14 protein-coding genes and 1 other RNA gene are annotated in these 16,211 nt (G+C 59.3%); 8 read left to right on the top strand and 7 right to left on the bottom strand.

All coding sequences use genetic code 11. The features are described from left to right. Positions 1-29: 29 nt before the first annotated feature. The 3 genes from narQ to ACW5XC_RS18385 all read left to right on the top strand — a co-directional run bounded on the left by narQ (position 30) and on the right by ACW5XC_RS18385 (position 3,059). Entirely contained in the window at positions 30-1,742 is a 1,713-nt protein-coding gene (gene narQ / locus ACW5XC_RS18395) for a nitrate/nitrite two-component system sensor histidine kinase NarQ (RefSeq protein ID WP_005334468.1), read from the top strand. Next, positions 1,742-2,380, top strand: a complete 639-nt coding sequence (gene narL / locus ACW5XC_RS18390; protein WP_005334471.1) for a two-component system response regulator NarL — start codon at positions 1,742-1,744, stop codon at positions 2,378-2,380. Before narQ ends, narL begins: the two co-directional genes overlap by 1 nt. Before the next feature lie 103 nt (positions 2,381-2,483). After that, the gene (locus ACW5XC_RS18385) at positions 2,484-3,059 is read left to right on the top strand and encodes an LON peptidase substrate-binding domain-containing protein (RefSeq protein ID WP_005334473.1); all 576 of its coding nucleotides are present in this window, start codon (positions 2,484-2,486) and stop codon (positions 3,057-3,059) included. Between the two features lie 248 nt (positions 3,060-3,307). On the opposite strand, the gene ACW5XC_RS18380 is transcribed toward ACW5XC_RS18385, so the two are convergent. Both ACW5XC_RS18380 and ACW5XC_RS18375 read right to left on the bottom strand, forming a co-directional pair. Next, complete coding sequence (locus tag ACW5XC_RS18380; protein ID WP_042054640.1) at positions 3,308-5,404, bottom strand: hybrid sensor histidine kinase/response regulator; 2,097 nt, start codon at positions 5,402-5,404, stop codon at positions 3,308-3,310. 31 nt (positions 5,405-5,435) lie between these two features. After that, the gene (locus tag ACW5XC_RS18375) at positions 5,436-6,620 is read right to left on the bottom strand and encodes an FIST signal transduction protein (protein WP_042054641.1); all 1,185 of its coding nucleotides are present in this window, start codon (positions 6,618-6,620) and stop codon (positions 5,436-5,438) included. 113 nt (positions 6,621-6,733) lie between these two features. On the opposite strand from ACW5XC_RS18375, the gene ACW5XC_RS18370 reads away from it, so the two are divergent. Beyond that, positions 6,734-7,648, top strand: a complete 915-nt coding sequence (locus ACW5XC_RS18370) for a gluconeogenesis factor YvcK family protein (protein ID WP_005334480.1) — start codon at positions 6,734-6,736, stop codon at positions 7,646-7,648. Positions 7,649-7,687: 39 nt separating this feature from the next. Here ACW5XC_RS18370 and ACW5XC_RS18365 read toward each other — a convergent pair whose 3' ends face one another. The 3 genes from ACW5XC_RS18365 to lpcA all read right to left on the bottom strand — a co-directional run bounded on the left by ACW5XC_RS18365 (position 7,688) and on the right by lpcA (position 9,866). Then, entirely contained in the window at positions 7,688-8,023 is a 336-nt protein-coding gene (locus tag ACW5XC_RS18365) for an Hpt domain-containing protein (protein ID WP_005334481.1), read from the bottom strand. Positions 8,024-8,334: 311 nt separating this feature from the next. Continuing rightward, positions 8,335-9,123 carry a class II glutamine amidotransferase gene (locus ACW5XC_RS18360; RefSeq protein WP_042054643.1) on the bottom strand — a complete coding sequence of 263 codons (789 nt, stop codon included), beginning with the start codon at positions 9,121-9,123 and terminating at the stop codon, positions 8,335-8,337. Positions 9,124-9,287: 164 nt separating this feature from the next. After that, positions 9,288-9,866 (bottom strand): D-sedoheptulose 7-phosphate isomerase, encoded by a 579-nt coding sequence (lpcA, locus tag ACW5XC_RS18355; protein ID WP_042054644.1) that lies wholly within the window; start codon positions 9,864-9,866, stop codon positions 9,288-9,290. Positions 9,867-10,121: 255 nt separating this feature from the next. On the opposite strand from lpcA, the gene fadE reads away from it, so the two are divergent. After that, positions 10,122-12,578 carry an acyl-CoA dehydrogenase FadE gene (fadE, locus tag ACW5XC_RS18350; RefSeq protein ID WP_042054645.1) on the top strand — a complete coding sequence of 819 codons (2,457 nt, stop codon included), beginning with the start codon at positions 10,122-10,124 and terminating at the stop codon, positions 12,576-12,578. Positions 12,579-12,757: 179 nt separating this feature from the next. After that, complete coding sequence (locus tag ACW5XC_RS18345) at positions 12,758-14,032, top strand: amidohydrolase (protein WP_042054647.1); 1,275 nt, start codon at positions 12,758-12,760, stop codon at positions 14,030-14,032. 81 nt (positions 14,033-14,113) lie between these two features. On the opposite strand, the gene ACW5XC_RS18340 is transcribed toward ACW5XC_RS18345, so the two are convergent. Then, on the bottom strand, positions 14,114-14,461 hold the full coding sequence (locus ACW5XC_RS18340) for an RnfH family protein (RefSeq protein WP_042054648.1): 348 nt from the start codon (positions 14,459-14,461) through the stop codon (positions 14,114-14,116). Further along, complete coding sequence (locus ACW5XC_RS18335) at positions 14,454-14,888, bottom strand: SRPBCC family protein (protein ID WP_005334496.1); 435 nt, start codon at positions 14,886-14,888, stop codon at positions 14,454-14,456. The genes ACW5XC_RS18340 and ACW5XC_RS18335 overlap by 8 nt, the downstream gene beginning before the upstream one ends. 169 nt (positions 14,889-15,057) lie before the next feature. On the opposite strand from ACW5XC_RS18335, the gene smpB reads away from it, so the two are divergent. Together smpB and ssrA are read left to right on the top strand one after the other, a co-directional pair. Then, positions 15,058-15,546, top strand: coding sequence for an SsrA-binding protein SmpB (gene smpB, locus ACW5XC_RS18330; protein ID WP_042054649.1), 489 nt, complete (start codon positions 15,058-15,060; stop codon positions 15,544-15,546). Positions 15,547-15,712: 166 nt separating this feature from the next. Beyond that, positions 15,713-16,072, top strand: a transfer-messenger RNA (tmRNA) gene (gene ssrA / locus ACW5XC_RS18325). The last annotated feature ends 139 nt before the right edge of the window (positions 16,073-16,211 follow it).

Raw genomic sequence — 16,211 nt, 5'->3', positions numbered from 1 at the left:
CTTATCACTATTCAGAGGTGCGCATCAGTATGGGAAAACGGTTCAGGGTCCATTCGGTCAGCAGTGCCATTGGCCGCGCCATGGTGTTGATCCTCTTCATGGCCAGCCTAATCGCGCTGGTCGCCATGGTCACCCTCTTCTACTCGGTACCCGATGCCAAGGCGATCAACCTCTCCGGTTCGCTGCGGATGCAGGCCTACCGGATGGCCTACGAAATCGAGCGGGGCGACAGCGTGCTGGGACGCCTCTCCCAGTTTGAAGAGACCCTGCACGCCGAAGAGCTGCAGGAGACCCAGCGCTGGATCACGCCTGCCTCCCTGCGCCGCACCTATGGCGAAGTGCTCGGCCAGTGGCAGGTGATGCGCCAGCACATCGAGGATCGCACCCCCAGACGGTACACCGATAATACCGAGCAGTTTGTGGCGGCCATCGACAATTTCGTCAATCAGATGCAGTACCACGTGGAATTCAAGGTGAGGATGCTGGCGCTTGCGGAGGGGCTCGGCCTGCTGGCCATCATCACCATCGCCTGGTTCACGGTGCGCTTCACCCGTCAGCAGGTGGTCGCCCCCCTCAACCAGCTGGTCTACTGTGCCCGCCAGATCCAGCGGCAGGATTTCGATCTTAAGCTGCCCGCCCACGGCGAAAACGAGCTGGGGGAGCTGTCGCGCGCCTTCGTCACCATGGCAGACGAGCTGGGCAAACTCTATCGGGAGCTGGAAAACAAGGTGGAAGAGAAAACCGCCAAGCTGCAACAGGCCAACGACACGCTCTCGTTTCTCTACTCGACCGCCCAGAAGCTGCACGCCGCCCCGCTCAGCACCCGTACCCTCATCAAACTGCTGGACCGCGCCGCCGCCCACCAGCATATCGACCATATCCGGCTGACCCGCTTCGAGCACAATGCCATGCCGGTCTATATCTCGGGGCGCACCGGCTGGCCCGGCGATCTCGATGCGGTCGCCAGCTTCTATCTGCAGATGGATGAGCAGGAGTTCGGCCGCCTCGACATCATCAGCCAACACCCCATCGATGAGCGGTTGATTAAAAACTTCACCATGCTGCTGGCTCAAGTGCTGCACAAAGACCAGACCCTGCTGCAGCAGCAGCGACTGCTGCTGATGGAGGAGCGGGCGGTGATCGCCCGCGAGCTGCACGACTCGCTGGCGCAGGCCCTCTCCTATCTCAAGATCCAGTCCACCCTGCTCAAGCGCTCTTACGCCAAGGGGCAACATGACAAGGCGCAGGAGGCGATGCAGCAGATCGACGAGGGGCTTAGCAATGCCTATACCCAGTTGCGCGAACTGCTCGGTACCTTCCGTCTCACCATTGGCGATGCCAATCTGGGGGAAGCGATCCGCGTCATGCTTGATCAACTGCAACCTCAGACCCAAGCCGAAATCCGGTTCCATTACGGACTGGCCGACAACGACCTGGAGGCGGGCCAGCATATCCACATTTTGCAGTTGATCCGTGAGGCAGTGCTCAATGCCATCAAACATGCCAACGCGCAAGTGATTGATGTTAGCTGTGAGACCCTCGCCAGTGGTAACATTGAGGTTCAGATTTCAGATGACGGTGTCGGGATCGGACTCGCCAGCTCGGCGATCAACCATTACGGGTTGAGCATCATGAACGAGCGCGCCAGCAAACTGCACGGTCTGCTGACCATCAACGAGCAGCAACCACAAGGCACCTGCGTGCATCTGACCTTTCCCACCAGTCTAGCGAGAGACGCCTGATGGACGAGATGAAATACACAGTTCTGGTCGTAGATGACCATCCCCTCATGCGCAAAGGGATTGTGCAGTTGCTGGCTCTGGAAGAGAACATGGAGGTGACCGGTGAAGCCTCCAACGGCACAGATGCCGTGGCATTGGCCAAAGAGTCCGAGCCGGATCTGATCCTGCTCGACCTCAACATGAAGGGGCTCTCCGGCCTCGATACCCTCAAGGCGCTGCGGGCCGAAGAGATCACCTCCCGGGTGGTGATCCTCACCGTCTCCGATGCCCGTCAGGATGTGGTTGCTTTGCTCAAGGCCGGTGCCGACGGCTACCTACTCAAGGATACCGAGCCTGATCTGCTGCTGGCCCAGCTGGCCGACGTGATGACCGGCAAGCAGATCCTGAGCGAACCGCTGCGCCCCTATCTCGAAAACATCTACGAGCTGGATCACCTGCAGCAGAAGCTGGAAAGCTTAACGCGTCGCGAAATGCAAATCCTGCGCGAAATTGCAAAAGGCCTCTCCAACAAACAGGTCGCCTCGGTACTCCATATCTCCGAGGGAACGGTCAAGGTTCACGTGAAGAGCCTGCTGAAGAAACTCGAGGCACAAAGCCGCGTGGAAGCGGCTGTCATGTATCTGGAGCAGCGCAACTAAGCGCCCTCAACCTCCCGAAAAGCCACCCTCCGGTGGCTTTTTTCATTCTCTGGCACAGTCGCTGCATTGTCATATTCAGCAACTACTCAATGGAGGATGGAACATGAAACTACAACCTTTGGCACTGTTCCCCTTGCCTTCCCACATACTGCCGGGCGGCAAGCTTCCTCTGCGTCTGTTCGAGCCACGCCACCTGCAGATGCTCAAGGAGTCATTCATCAACGATCAGGGCTTTGGCATCGTGATGGAAGAGTCGACCACCTCGGGACAATCCGGCCGCATTCTGCCGGTGGGCACCCGGGTCAAGGTGACCGACTTCTACACCCTCAATGATGGCCTGCTGGGTGTGACGGTGCTGGGACTGGAGCGCTTCTGCATCCACGAGATGGAAACAGACGAGATGGGCCTGCGCCGGGCCAAGGTGGAGATGCTGCCCAACTGGCCGAGCACCCACTCAGATTTCAACGACAAGCTGCTGGTCAATCGCCTGCGGGAAGTGTTCGAGCAGTATCCGGAGCTTGATGAGCTCTATCCGGACAAGCGCTTTGAAGATGCCGCCTGGCTCTGCCAACGCTGGCTCGAGATATTGCCGATGCCGATTTACGAAAAGCAGATGCTGATTGCCAAACAAAACAGCGAAGCGGCCCGTAAATTTCTGCATCGCCTGATTTCACAATGACAAAAACAGCGTTGCAAAATGCAATTATTCCAACAATGAAAATGTGCAATTCGCATTTTGCGAGTAAGTAGGAACGCAAAACGCCATAACAAGAGAGAGCCGCTGCGCTAAACGGCCAAAATTGAACACAAAAGAGTCTAAAAAAGTTGGCACAGATTTTTCATATAGATTTGTACAACCCGATTTATCCCGTGCTCTCTTCAGTATTTGCTGAAGAACTGGTCAACCCACAAAGTTGACCATTTTTTTTATCCGCGCGTCGGCAACCGCTGACCAAAGTGACGCTGCAAACACTCTCTCAGCCGTGACAAGGTGATAGGCTTGGCGAGAAAGTCATCCATCCCCTGCGCCAGACAGCACGCCTTGTCCTCCGCCATCGCATTGGCCGTCAGGGCGACGATAGGCATGGTGCATCCCAACTCCCGCAACCGGCGAGTCGCTTCCAGTCCGTCCATCAGGGGCATCCGCATATCCATCAGGATCAGATCCGGGATCTGCTCATCCACCTGCGCCAGCGCTTCCAGACCATTGGCAGCCAGCCGAACCTTGCCCACCAGTTTTTGCAGCATCAGCGACACCACCAACTGGTTCACCGGGCTGTCCTCCACCACCAGCACATCCAGTGGCAGCAGTGCCGAAGCCCCCTCCTCCCGCTGCGGCTGGCTATGGCAGGGTAGCGCCATGCCGGGCAGTTCGAACCAGAAACAGCTTCCCTTGCCCGGCTCGCTCTTCAGGTGGATCTCTCCCCCCATAAGCGTCACCAGACGCTTGCTGATGGCAAGACCGAGGCCGGTACCGGAAAAACGCCGGGTGGCCGAGTTGTCGACCTGGGAGAAGGGTTCAAACAACAGCGCCTGATCCGCATCAGCGATCCCGATCCCGGTGTCGGAGACCGAGATCAGCAGCTTCTCATCCTGCCAACCCAGGTGCAGTGTCACCTGCCCCTGCTCGGTAAACTTGAGGGCGTTGTCCAGCAGATTGCCCATCACCTGTGACAAACGCATCGGATCCCCCTGTAACTCCCGGGGTACCGACTCATCGACCCGATAAACCAGCGCAATCCCCTTGGCGGTCGCGCGAGCTTGCAGCGGCTCGACCAGAGATTGGCAAAGCTGGACGGGTTGCAGGGTCTCGCAGTGAAACACCAGGGTTTGCGACTCGATTTTCGAAAAATCGAGCACGTCGTCGATGATGGTTTGCAGCAATCTGGCCGAGTGGGTGGCATGGCGCAGCAGGCTCTGTTGCTCCGGCGCCAGCTCGGCATGCTGCACCAGATCGAGCATCCCCAACACCGCATTCATGGGCGAGCGGATCTCGTGGGTCATCATGGCGAGAAACTGGGACTTGGCACGGTTGGCCGCTTCAGCCTCATCCCGTGCCCGCGCCAGCTCCTCTTCCCTACGGATCTGGTTGCTGATATCCCGGGCAGTGCCGCGATAACCGATAAACAGGCCATCATGGTCAAAACAGGGCTCGGCGCTCACCTCCATCCAGCAGGGGCCGTGTTGCAGCGCAACCTGCATCCGCACCCCTCGCACCGGCTGGCGCAGCTCCAAAAGCTGCAGATATTTCTGGGCATCGCAGCTCTGCTTGTTGCAGACGTAGTCATAGAGGGTCGGCCGGGTCGCTTGCGGGGTCATCTCATCCAGATAACCCGGCTCAGAGGCATAACTGAGGCGATGCTCGGCATCTGTCTCCCAGAACCAGTCAGAAGCCATGGCGGCGAAGCTGCGAAAACGGCGTTCGCTGGCCTGCAGCGCCTCGGTTTTTACCGCGACCTGCTCCTGCAAGCGGGCCCGATAGGTGATGTTGACCAGCGCCTGGGCGATAAGAGGACGGCAACGCTCCATGGCGGCCTTGCTGGTGAGATCGAAGGTACCCGCCCGAGCGTGGCGGCAGATGAGGGTGGCGGTAAAACCGGGGGCCTGCAGCCCGGTCAGCATCACGCTGGCCCAGCCCGGCTCGCTCGCCAGCGGCGCAAGCTCAGGCAGTTGGGCGGGATCGTAAATCACCAGGGTTTCACCCGAGATGGCGCGGGCAAATGCCGGGGTCATGCGCCAGCTGCGGGCTGATAGCATCGGCTCGGTACTGAGGTGGGTACTCCCCAGCTCCCCTTCCCAGGCCACCACATCCGCGTGCTCAAAGCCGATAAAGGGTTTGAGCACCTGGATAAGGCTCTCCAGCACCTGCTCCAGCGTCTTGGCATCGGCGAGGGTGGCAACGCCCCCCAGCAGAGTCTGAGACTCGTGACGATACTTGGCCTCGCGCTCGCGGCAACGCATAAGGTCGACCAGCGTGGTCTGCAATTTGTCGCCGAGGGCTTCCAGTTCACTGTTGCCAATCATCTTGTTGCCTGCTCTGTTATGTTCTGCCGACTCAACGGGTCAGGAAAATCACGCTCGATACCATCAGGTTGCCGTGGGCCAGCTCGCCATTGGGCAGCCGCCCCTGCTCGCCGAAGGTAAAGGGGGTGATAAAGGGGATCTTGCCGAGGCGAGCCTGGCTCTGCTCGACAAATTGGCACAACATATCACCTAGAGCCAAACGGCAACCAGCACAAAAGATGATGAGAGCGCCGATAGGCTGCAATTCCACATCGACCCCATACCCTGGCTCGACGCGCATGGCATTGAGGCTGCGCTGCAACAACCCTTCCTGACTGCTGTACATCAACAGCAGACGCTCCCCTTGCACCACATCGGTAAAAAGCCGCAGCCCGCCCTGTTCGGTCACAGCTTCAGGATGGGAGAGTTTGTAGTAAGGAATGCCATCCAGCGCTCCCACCTGACGAGCCAGCGGGGTGAGCGTGGTCTCCCGCAAAATCGCCCCCACCGGCCAGGGCTGCTCGCGCCCGCACCAGCGGGCATAGACCTCGGCAGCAGGCTGGTGATCGATAGTGAGTACCTCCCGCCCGTTGCAGGCGGTGATCTCGCCACTGAATTCGGCAGGCACATAACCGGAGTGAAACTGAAAGGCTAGCTGGCAATCGGGATAGAGCACCGCCAGACCGATGCCATCCTGAGCCACCGCCTCATCCCAGCAGAGCTGCCAGTCACCGCTGACACTGCTATCAGCCGCGGATCCACCGACCACCGGCACCGAGGCACCGAGTTCGGCCTCGATACCGGCCAGCAGCCCCTCTTCCTTGCCGGGACTGGCGTGAAACAGGATCAACTGGGGCAGCTCGCCCGGTCGACCACAGTCGCTCATGGCTCGGCGCAGCAACTGCCGCACATCCACCCCGTCACCGCTGGCACCGGCTACCCCGAATGCCCCTTTCTCATCGTACAGGGCAGCAACGGCCAGCCCATATCCATCTCGGGCATGGTGTCCCATCTCGGTCATGACGCCACCGCAAGAGCTGCACCCAAGCAGGCGGGTCGTCGGGAACTGGCCTTTGAGCGCGTCGCGCAGTATCGCCCCGTCATGGGCTTGGGTAAAATAGAGTAACAGCAGGGAGGGTGCCTGATCGGCATGGTGGCGCAGCTGCGCGCAGATATCTTGGGCCGCCAGCGATGAATTCTGGGCGAGGGAGTGAACGGTCAGAAATTTCAACACCATCTCCTTGTTTTATCGAATGGCAGCCTCAAGCAAAAATCATACCTTTATCAAACAATTATCTCGCTTCGCTTGCTAACATAGCGGTCAACTGAGACCAATGACAGGACGCCCATATGTGGCAAAAAAACATCAATGACTTCGATCGGGTCGTTGCCATCGGTGGTGGCCACGGCATGGGACGAGTGCTTTCGTCCCTCTCGTTTCTCGGTCAACGGCTCACCGGTATCGTCACCACCACAGATGATGGCGGCTCGACCGGACGCCTGCGCAAGAGTCAGGAGTGCATCGCCTGGGGCGATCTGCGCAACTGCCTGAACCAGCTGGTGACCGATCCCAGTATCGGCAGCCTGTTGTTCGAATACCGCTTTGCCGGCAAAGGCGAGCTGGCGGGCCACAACCTTGGCAACCTGATGCTGCTGGCGCTCGATAATCTCTGTGTCCGTCCTCTTGATGCTATCAAGCTGATCAGTGACATGCTCAAAATCGAGTCACAATTGCTACCCATGTCTGAATTTCCCACCGATCTCTGCGCCCATATGGAGTGTGGCACCCAGATCCTGGGAGAGGTATCCATCGATCAACTGGCAACACCGCCCCTCTCTCTCGGCCTGATGCCGGAGGTGCAAGCGACGCGCGAAGCGGTGCTGGCATTGCAGCAGGCGGACATGATCATTCTTGGGCCGGGCAGTTTTCTCACCTCCATCATGCCGCCACTGCTGCTGGCCGAGATCGCACAGGCCATCAACGAGAGCAGCGCCATGCTGGTTTTCGTCTGCAATCTGGTGGCGGAGAACGGTCCTGCCAGCCAGCTGGATCTGATGAGTCAGTGTCGCTGGCTGGAATCCCGGGTCGGTCAGGGTCGGCTGGATGCCATCCTGGCCCCACAAGGCGCGGGTGATGCGGGGGACTGGCAAGGGCGAGTGATCGAAGCCGAGCTGGGCGAGCTTGAGCTGCCCCATCGGCACGATCGGTTGAAGCTGAAACTGGCGCTGGACCGGATCATCCAGCAACTGCTCAACCAGCGTTAGGCAACGGTCACGGCGCCCCGGCATCCCTGCATGGCGCCGTTAATGATAATCGGCAAGAAACGCGAGCACCTGGGGCAAGGAGGCCTCCAGCAGTTGCAATTGGCGCTCTGCCTCGGCCACATCGGCCTGCTTGCTGGCCATCTCCAGCGCCATCACCTGCTGATAGCTCGGCATGGCGCCGTAGCTGCCACAGGATGATTTCATGCTGTGCGCCACCCGAGCCAGCGCCTCCCACTCTCCCTGTTCATAGAGGGGTCTGAGCTGACTCAGCTGCTCGCCCACCTCTTCAATAAAGACTGCGATGACCACGGGCAGCATATCCGGACCGATATCCTCTGCCAGCTGCTGCAACACCTTGCGATCCACCCACTCCATGCGAGGCTCCTCCTGAACGGTATTCAAACAGACCATACTATAGATAGTTTTCGATGTCGTGGCTCACGACCAGGCAATGATGAAGCACCCGATTGGATGGCTCAGGGAATAAAGTGGCAAAAAATGTGATCAGTATCGAAATAGCGATACTGAAACGCCCCTCAAGACAACAACTTGATTGCCGCAAATTAACATTTGATCAACACTCAATGCCGTCAGAGTGATGATGCTCAGCAACACCTCTCATCCCTTTTGCCTTTTATGGCTGCTGCGAAGAACCAGGGTAGGTATCTACCCTGGTATTTTTTATCTTACTCATGCGCGACCTGGTTGGTCGCCACCCGCTCCCCCATGCGAAACAGATTGAATTCGCCGGGCACCATTTTGACCCAATTCTCATTGCCGGTCAGCGGACGAGTGGTGATCAGGGTCACCACATCGTTGGGGGTGGTCTCGCTTTGAAAGTCGATCACCACCTCCTCATCCAGCAGGCTCGCCTCGCCAAAGGGCGCACAGCGAGTCAGCCAGTGCAGGTTGTTGCTGCAGTAGCTCATCACATACTCCCCGTCCGAGAGCAGCATGTTGAACACCCCGAACGCTCTGAGCTCGTCACACAGTGTAGCGAGATAGCGAAACATGGCGGGAAAGTTGGCCGGACGCTTGGGATATTTTTGCTCCAGCCGATCGAGCAGCCAGCAGAAGGCGTGCTCGCTGTCGGTATCCCCCACCGGCCGGTGGCGGCCCGTTGGCAGCTTTTTGTAACCGGTCAGCTGACCGTTGTGGGCGAAGGTCCAGTAACGGCCCCACAGCTCACGGGTAAAGGGGTGGGTATTTTCCAGTGACACGCAGCCACGGTTGGCTTGCCGAATGTGGCTGACCACGGCGCAGCTCTTGATGGGCAGAGCTTGTACCAGTCTGGCGATGGGAGATTGGGCACTGGGCTCGGGATCCTTGAAGGTGCGAAAGCCCTTCCCTTCGTAAAAGGTGATCCCCCAGCCATCCTTGTGGGGCCCGGTCTTGCCGCCGCGCAGCATCAACCCGGTAAAGCTGAAGCAGATATCGGTCGGCACATTGGCACTCATGCCGAGCAGTTCGCACATATCCGGCAGACTCCTTTCATGATTTGGCTTGTGTCATGTTCGACCAGCACGCTGGTTTGACAGACAGCAGGGGAAGGCGCAATCCCTTCCCCTGTGGCTGGCAACAACCGGCCGATGGCGAACCATGCTACCGGCGTTGCCCTTGTCTGGTGACGATGGCCTGATTACTTGGCCATCTCTTTTTCGACCAGCTGGATCAGGATGTGGATCACCTTGATGTGCACTTCCTGAATACGGTCGGCATAGCCAAAGTGCGGCACCCGGATCTCGACATCCGCCAGACCCGCCATCTTGCCGCCATCCTTGCCGGTCAGGGCGATCACTTTCATCCCTTTGGCGCGGGCCGCCTCGATGGCTTTCAGGATATTGCCGGAGTTGCCGCTGGTGGAGATGCCAAGCAGCACGTCGCCACGACGGCCAACCGCTTCTACGTAACGGGAGAAGACATATTCATAGCCAAAGTCGTTGGAGACGCAGGAGAGGTGGCTCGGATCTGAGATGGCAATACCGGCATAACCCGGGCGGTTCTCGCGGTAACGACCGGTCAGCTCTTCGGCAAAGTGCATGGCATCACAGTGGGAGCCACCGTTGCCACAAGAGAGCACCTTGCCCTCTTCCTTGAAAGAGTCAGCCAGCAGTTTGGCGGCCGCCTCGATGTTTTTCAGGTTCTGCTCATCAGCCAGGAAGGCCTGCAGCACGCTGGCAGCTTCGGTCAGTTCATTGCGGATCAATTCTTGGTACATGATGTCTCTTCCACTGTTTTTAGTGTGCGTGTAGATCGCGGCTATTCTCGCACAAGCGAATCGCACAGTCGCCCCCCTGCGAGCCACAGCGCTGGCGGCGCGTGAGCGTTATGGGGATCACAGAGAGAAGGTAATGAAGATGTAAACAGCTTGATAACTTTGTGCGTATGAATTACAACAGGGGCCATATCCAACAGGTCAGACCTCTGGATCAGTTATGCCACGTTGGCAACCTAACCACGCAAGGAGCAAGCAATGACGACGACCCTCACTCTGCTCGGGGTGATCCTGGTTATCGGAGCCCTGGCCTATCGCCGGGCATCCCTGTTCATCTCCACCCTGGTCACCGGCGCCGCCCTGGTGCTTGGCGCCATCTATGGTCATGTGCCCTTGCTGGTATGGGCGCTGTTCGCGGTGATCGCCATCCCGCTCAATCTGGTGGAATTTCGCCGCAATCAAATAACCAAGCCGCTGTTCAAGATCTACAAATCGATCATGCCGGAGATGTCCCGCACCGAGAAAGAGGCGATTGAAGCGGGCACCACCTGGTGGGAAGCCGATCTGTTCGCGGGCAACCCGGACTGGAAAAAACTGCACGCCATTCCGGTCAGCACCCTCTCTGCCGAAGAGCAGGCTTTTATGGATGGCCCGGTCGAGGAAGTATGCCGCATGGTGAGCGACTGGGAAGTGACCCACGAGCGCGCGGACCTCTCCCCCGAGGTGTGGCAATACCTGAAGGACAATAAGTTCTTCGCCATGATCATCAAGAAGAAATATGGCGGTCTGGAATTCTCGGCCTACGCCCAGTCCTGTGTCCTGCAAAAGCTGTGCGGTGCCAGCGCCGTGCTCGCCTCCACCGTCGGCGTGCCCAACTCACTGGGCCCGGGCGAACTGCTGCAGCACTATGGCACTGACGAGCAGAAAGATTACTACCTGCCCCGCCTGGCGGTCGGTAAAGAGATCCCCTGCTTCGCCCTGACCAGCCCGGAAGCGGGTTCTGACGCCGGCTCCATCCCCGACTTCGGTATCGTCTGCAAGGGCGAGTGGGAAGGCAAAGAGGTGCTCGGTATGCGCCTCACCTGGAACAAGCGCTACATCACGCTCGCCCCTATTGCTACCGTGCTGGGTCTGGCCTTCAAACTGCGTGACCCCGAGCACCTGCTGGGTGAAGAGGAAGAGCTCGGCATCACCTGCGCCCTGATCCCCACCCACATCAAGGGGGTCGGCATTGGCCGTCGCCACTTCCCGCTCAACGTGCCGTTCCAGAACGGCCCGACCCAGGGCAAGGATGTGTTCGTCCCGCTCGATTTCATCATCGGTGGCCCGGCCATGGCCGGTCAGGGCTGGCGCATGCTGGTCGAGTGTCTGTCGGTCGGTCGCGGCATAACCTTGCCCTCCAACAGCACAGGTGGCGTCAAGATGCTGGCCCTGGCGAGCGGCGCATATAGCCGCATCCGTCGCCAGTTCAAGCTGCCCATCGGCAAGATGGAAGGGATTGAAGAGCCGCTGGCCCGCATCGGTGGCAATGCCTACATCATGGGCGCCGCAGCCAACCTGACCGTGACCGGTATCGACCTGGGCGAGAAGCCCTCGGTCATCTCCGCCATCGTCAAATACCACCTCACCGACCGTGCCCAGAAGTGCATCATCGATGCCATGGACATCCACGGCGGCAAGGCCATCTGCATGGGCCCCAACAACTATCTGGCCCGTGGCTATCAGGGTGCCCCCATCGCCGTTACGGTGGAAGGGGCCAACATCCTGACCCGCAGCATGATCATCTACGGTCAGGGCGCTATCCGCTGCCACCCGTATGTACTGCCGGAGATGCTGGCTGCCAGCCATCCCGACAAGGAGCAGGCGCTGAAAGATTTCGACAAGGCAGTATTCAGCCACGTCGGCTTTGCCATCAGCAACCTGGTGCGCAGCTTCTGGCTCGGTATCACCGGCGCACGCTTTGCCGCGGCCCCTTACAAGGACCAGACCAAGGGCTACTACCAACAGCTCTCCCGCCTCTCGGCCAACCTGGCGTTCCTGTCAGACATGGCAATGGGCACCCTGGGTGGCGAGCTCAAGCGCAAGGAGCGGGTCTCCGCCCGTCTTGGCGACGTGCTGAGCCAGCTCTATCTGGCCTCCAGCGCCCTCAAGCGCTATCAGGACGAGGGACGCCAGCAGGCCGACCTGCCGCTGCTGCACTGGGCACTGCAAGATGCCATGTTCAAGGCACAAGAGGCGATCGACGAGCTGCTGCGCAACTTCCCGAACCGCTGGATTGGGCTTGCCCTGCGCGCCGTGGTGCTGCCGCTGGGTCGTGACCTGAACCGTCCATGCGACAAGCTGGATCAACAGGTTGCCCGTCTGCTGCAAACCCCGAGCGAGACCCGTAGTCGCCTGGCCAAGGGGCAGTATCTGACCCGCGAAGAGGGCAACCCCTTCGGTCTGCTGGAGCAGGCGCTCGATGACGTACTGGCCGCCGAGCCGCTGTTCGAGAAAGTCTGCAAGAGCGATGGTATCAAGCGTCCCTTCATGGCGCTGGACAAGGTGGCCGACATTGGCCTGGCCGCTGGCGTACTGACCCAGAGCGAAGCGGAGCTGCTGCGCCGCGCCGAGGTAAGTCGCCTGCGCACCATCAACGTCGATGATTTTGACCCCATCGATCTGGTGGCCAACAAGAAGCTGTTTGAAGCCTCCGCTTACCATCACGCGGCCTGATAACCACGCCTCGACAACGCCTCCCTTGTGGAGGCGTTTTTTATGGGCGCTCACCACTATTCACGGCCCGAACAGTCACCACTCGCACGCACAGCTCCCCCGACCAGCTGCTGGCCCCGTGTGGTCAGCCGGGAAAAAAGGCACAATAGCCGACAAATCGAATCACCAAGGAAGCCAAGATGACCCTTGAGCACCTGATCCTGTGGCGCCGCGACCTGCACCGCCTGCCGGAAGCCGCCTGGAAAGAGTTTCGCACCACCAGCCTGATTGCCCACCACCTGAACGAGCTAGGTTATCGCATCGTGCTCGGCGACAAGCTGCTGGCCAGCAATCTGATGATGGGCCGTGATGTGGATGTGACGGCCGAGAAGGCCCGTGCCCGCCGTCAGGGAGCCCATCCCGACTGGCTGGAGCGGATCGGCGATGTCACAGGCCTGATGGGAGAGCTGGATACCGGCCGTCCCGGCCCGACCCTGGCCTTTCGCTTCGATATCGACGCGGTCGAGGTGGAGGAGTCTGCCGCCGAGCAGCACCTGCCGCAGCAGGAGGGTTTTGCCTCCCACAACAAGGGGTGGATGCACGCCTGCGCTCACGATGGCCACACCGCCATCGGCATGGGGCTGGCCAGTCAGCTGATGGCGATGAAGGAGCAGCTGTGCGGGCGCATCAAGCTCTTCTTCCAGCCCGCCGAAGAGGGGTGCCGCGGTGGCAAGGCGCTGGCTGCCGGTGGCGCACTCGATGACGTAGATGCCCTGCTCTCGCTCCATATCGGTATTCACGCTGGCAGCGGCGAGCTGGTGATCAATCCCACCGAGTTTCTCTGCTCCACCAAGTTCGACGTCCACTTTATGGGCACCGCCGCCCATGCAGGGCTCGAGCCCAATGCCGGCAGCAATGCGCTGGCAGCCGCCTGCATGGCCACCACCGCCATGCTAGGCATCCCCCGCCACCGCGACGGCATGACCCGCATCAACGTCGGCCAGCTTCACGCTGGCAGCGGCCGCAACGTCATTCCCGATCATGCCGAGCTGCGCGGTGAAACCCGCGGCGCCGACAGCACGCTCAACGACTACATGTTCAGTCAGGTACAGCGCATCGTCGAAGGTACCGCCCTCGCCCACGGCGTCACCTACCGCATCATCAAGCAGGGTGAGGCCATTGCCCTCGACAACAGCCCGGCGCTGCAAGCCGAGCTGGCGGCGCTGGCCCGCAAGCAGGGGCTCGCCACTATCCAGACTCGCCGCTTTGGCGCCAGCGAAGATGCCGGTTTTCTGATGGAGCGGGTGCAAAAACAGGGGGGCGAAGCGGCTTACCTCATTCTGGGGGCCGATCTGGCGGCACCACACCATCACAACGAATTCGATTTCGATGAGCGGGTGATGCAAAGCGGGGTAGAGCTACTGGCCGCTTGGGCCCGTGCCCGACTCGGTGTGGCAGAAGCAGCCCTCTCTTGATATCCCCTCGGCAAGCTCACCGGCTAACGGGATCAAAAAAAGGCGCCTCGGCGCCTTTTTTCTGCAAGAAAAACCTGAGAGCTACTCGCGGAGCTTGCGATGCACATCGGGGCGACCACCGGTCACGCTATCGGCTCTCCCCTCCTCTTTGGCCTTCTCGGCCCGCTTTTTGCGCATCTCGCGGGGATCGGCGATGAGCGGGCGGTAGATCTCGATACGATCGCCGTCGTGCAGCGGCTCGCTCCCTTTCACCGGGCGGCTGTAGATGCCGAACTTGTTGACCGCCAGATCGATCTCGGGGTGTTTTTGCACGATGCCGGACTGCTCGATGGCCGCCAGCACGCAGGTCTCGGGCGCAACCCGCAGCGCAATCACCGTCTGCTGCTGCGGCAAGGCATAGACAACCTCGATGTTGAGCTGGTCAGACACCGTAGACCTCCTTCGCCCGGTTGGAGAAGGCGGAGACCATGGAGCTCACCAGATCACGGAACACCTGACCAAAGGCCACCTCGATCAGCTTGGAGGTGAATTCGAAATCGAGATCAAACTCCACCTTGCAGGCGTCGACATCGAGCGGGGTAAAGGTCCACCAGCCCGCCAGCTTGCGGAAGGGGCCATCCACCAGCTCCATCCTGATCTGGCGGTTCACATCCAGCTGATTTCGGGTAGTGAAGGTCTTGGCAATCCCCGCCTTGGCCACATCGACCGACGCCATCATGTAGTCATCGCCAGCCTCGTGGACACGGCTGCCAACACAGCCGGGCAAAAACTGCGGATAGGCATCCACATCGTTAACCAACTTGAACATCTGTTCTGCACTGAACATCACCAGGGCACTGCGCGTAATTCGGGGCATGGCTTTTCCTCATCCAATCGGCGCGATTTTATCACCATGTTTGGGGTTGTGGAGGTAAAACCTCAGCCAAACCGCTCATAAAGCCACCACTTGACCTGCTGCGCGTTTTACAGCCGCCCCTGCCTACGTATAATACGAGCCTCCTAGTCATTGCCGGAAATCGCCCGTCATGAGCAAAAAAAACAGTAAAAACAAAGCCGGGTCCAGCACCATTGCACTCAACAGAACCGCGCGCCACGAATACTTCATCGAAGAGAAGATCGAAGCGGGTCTGTCCCTGCAAGGGTGGGAAGTCAAATCCCTGCGGGCGGGCAAGGCCAACATCAGCGAAGCCTATGTCATCTTCCGCGATGGCGAGGCCTATCTGTTCGGCTCCAGCTTCCTGCCACTGCAAGCGGCCTCCAGCCATGTGGTATGTGACCCGACCCGCACCCGCAAACTGCTGCTGAGCCGTCGTGAACTCGACAAGCTCGAAAGCCTGATCGCCCGTCAGGGCTACACCATAGTTCCCCTCGCCCTCTACTGGAAACAGTGCTGGGTCAAGGTCGAGATCGGCCTGGTGAAGGGCAAGAAAGAGCACGACAAGCGCGAAGATACCAAGGCCCGCGAATGGGAGCGGGAAAAAGCGCGCATCATGAAGAACAAGCATCGCGGCTAACCTGCTACTGCCAGGATCAGGACGTCAGTTCACCTTTCCCCGGCGCAGCTGGCTCTTCAGGCTCAGCTGCGTACAATAAATCGGCAAACAGACTGGCTGCCAGAGGGAATGGGTATCAACGCCTTGCTATGACAGCATTTTTGCGTACAATCGCAATTAACAACTTGGGGCTGATTCTGGATTCGACAAGATTCACGAAACCCAAGGTGCATGCCGAGGTGCGGTAGGCCTCGTTAATAAACCGCAAAAAAATAGTCGCAAACGACGAAAACTACGCACTAGCAGCTTAATAACCTGCATAGAGCCCTTCTACCCTAGCTTGCCTGTGTCCTAGGGAATCGGAAGGTCATCCTTCACAGGATCGTGTGGAAGTCCTGCTCGGGGCGGAAGCATTAAAACCAATCGAGCTAGTCAATTCGTGGCGTGTCTCTCCGCAGCGGGTTGGCGAATGTAAAGAGTGACTAAGCATGTAGTGCCAAGGATGTAGTAATTTTGGACGGGGGTTCAAATCCCCCCAGCTCCACCAAACGTTTGGAAAGGGCCATCTCGCAAGAGGTGGCCCTTTTTGTTTGTCCTGTCCCGTCCTGAATATGGTTTACACCTTTCCCCCCAATAAATGGAGAACCCGATGGGACAAGGTGTGAAACGGACACAGCGCGATTACT

This window comes from Aeromonas sp. 25-AL00135 (genome assembly GCF_054052385.1).
This window is presented reverse-complemented; position numbering and strand designations above follow the sequence as displayed.

What these genes read in the sequence shown, in the direction of transcription:
- ACW5XC_RS18370 (WP_005334480.1), top strand. Translation starts at nt 6,734, where the DNA reads ATGTGGCAAAAAAACATCAATGACTTCGATCGGGTCGTTGCCATCGGT.
- narQ (WP_005334468.1), top strand. Translation starts at nt 30, where the DNA reads ATGGGAAAACGGTTCAGGGTCCATTCGGTCAGCAGTGCCATTGGCCGC.
- smpB (WP_042054649.1), top strand. Translation starts at nt 15,058, where the DNA reads ATGAGCAAAAAAAACAGTAAAAACAAAGCCGGGTCCAGCACCATTGCA.
- narL (WP_005334471.1), top strand. Translation starts at nt 1,742, where the DNA reads ATGGACGAGATGAAATACACAGTTCTGGTCGTAGATGACCATCCCCTC.
- ACW5XC_RS18345 (WP_042054647.1), top strand. Translation starts at nt 12,758, where the DNA reads ATGACCCTTGAGCACCTGATCCTGTGGCGCCGCGACCTGCACCGCCTG.
- ACW5XC_RS18385 (WP_005334473.1), top strand. Translation starts at nt 2,484, where the DNA reads ATGAAACTACAACCTTTGGCACTGTTCCCCTTGCCTTCCCACATACTG.
- fadE (WP_042054645.1), top strand. Translation starts at nt 10,122, where the DNA reads ATGACGACGACCCTCACTCTGCTCGGGGTGATCCTGGTTATCGGAGCC.
- ACW5XC_RS18360 (WP_042054643.1), bottom strand. Translation starts at nt 9,123, where the DNA reads ATGTGCGAACTGCTCGGCATGAGTGCCAATGTGCCGACCGATATCTGC.
- lpcA (WP_042054644.1), bottom strand. Translation starts at nt 9,866, where the DNA reads ATGTACCAAGAATTGATCCGCAATGAACTGACCGAAGCTGCCAGCGTG.
- ACW5XC_RS18380 (WP_042054640.1), bottom strand. Translation starts at nt 5,404, where the DNA reads ATGATTGGCAACAGTGAACTGGAAGCCCTCGGCGACAAATTGCAGACC.
- ACW5XC_RS18335 (WP_005334496.1), bottom strand. Translation starts at nt 14,888, where the DNA reads ATGCCCCGAATTACGCGCAGTGCCCTGGTGATGTTCAGTGCAGAACAG.
- ACW5XC_RS18365 (WP_005334481.1), bottom strand. Translation starts at nt 8,023, where the DNA reads ATGGAGTGGGTGGATCGCAAGGTGTTGCAGCAGCTGGCAGAGGATATC.
- ACW5XC_RS18375 (WP_042054641.1), bottom strand. Translation starts at nt 6,620, where the DNA reads ATGGTGTTGAAATTTCTGACCGTTCACTCCCTCGCCCAGAATTCATCG.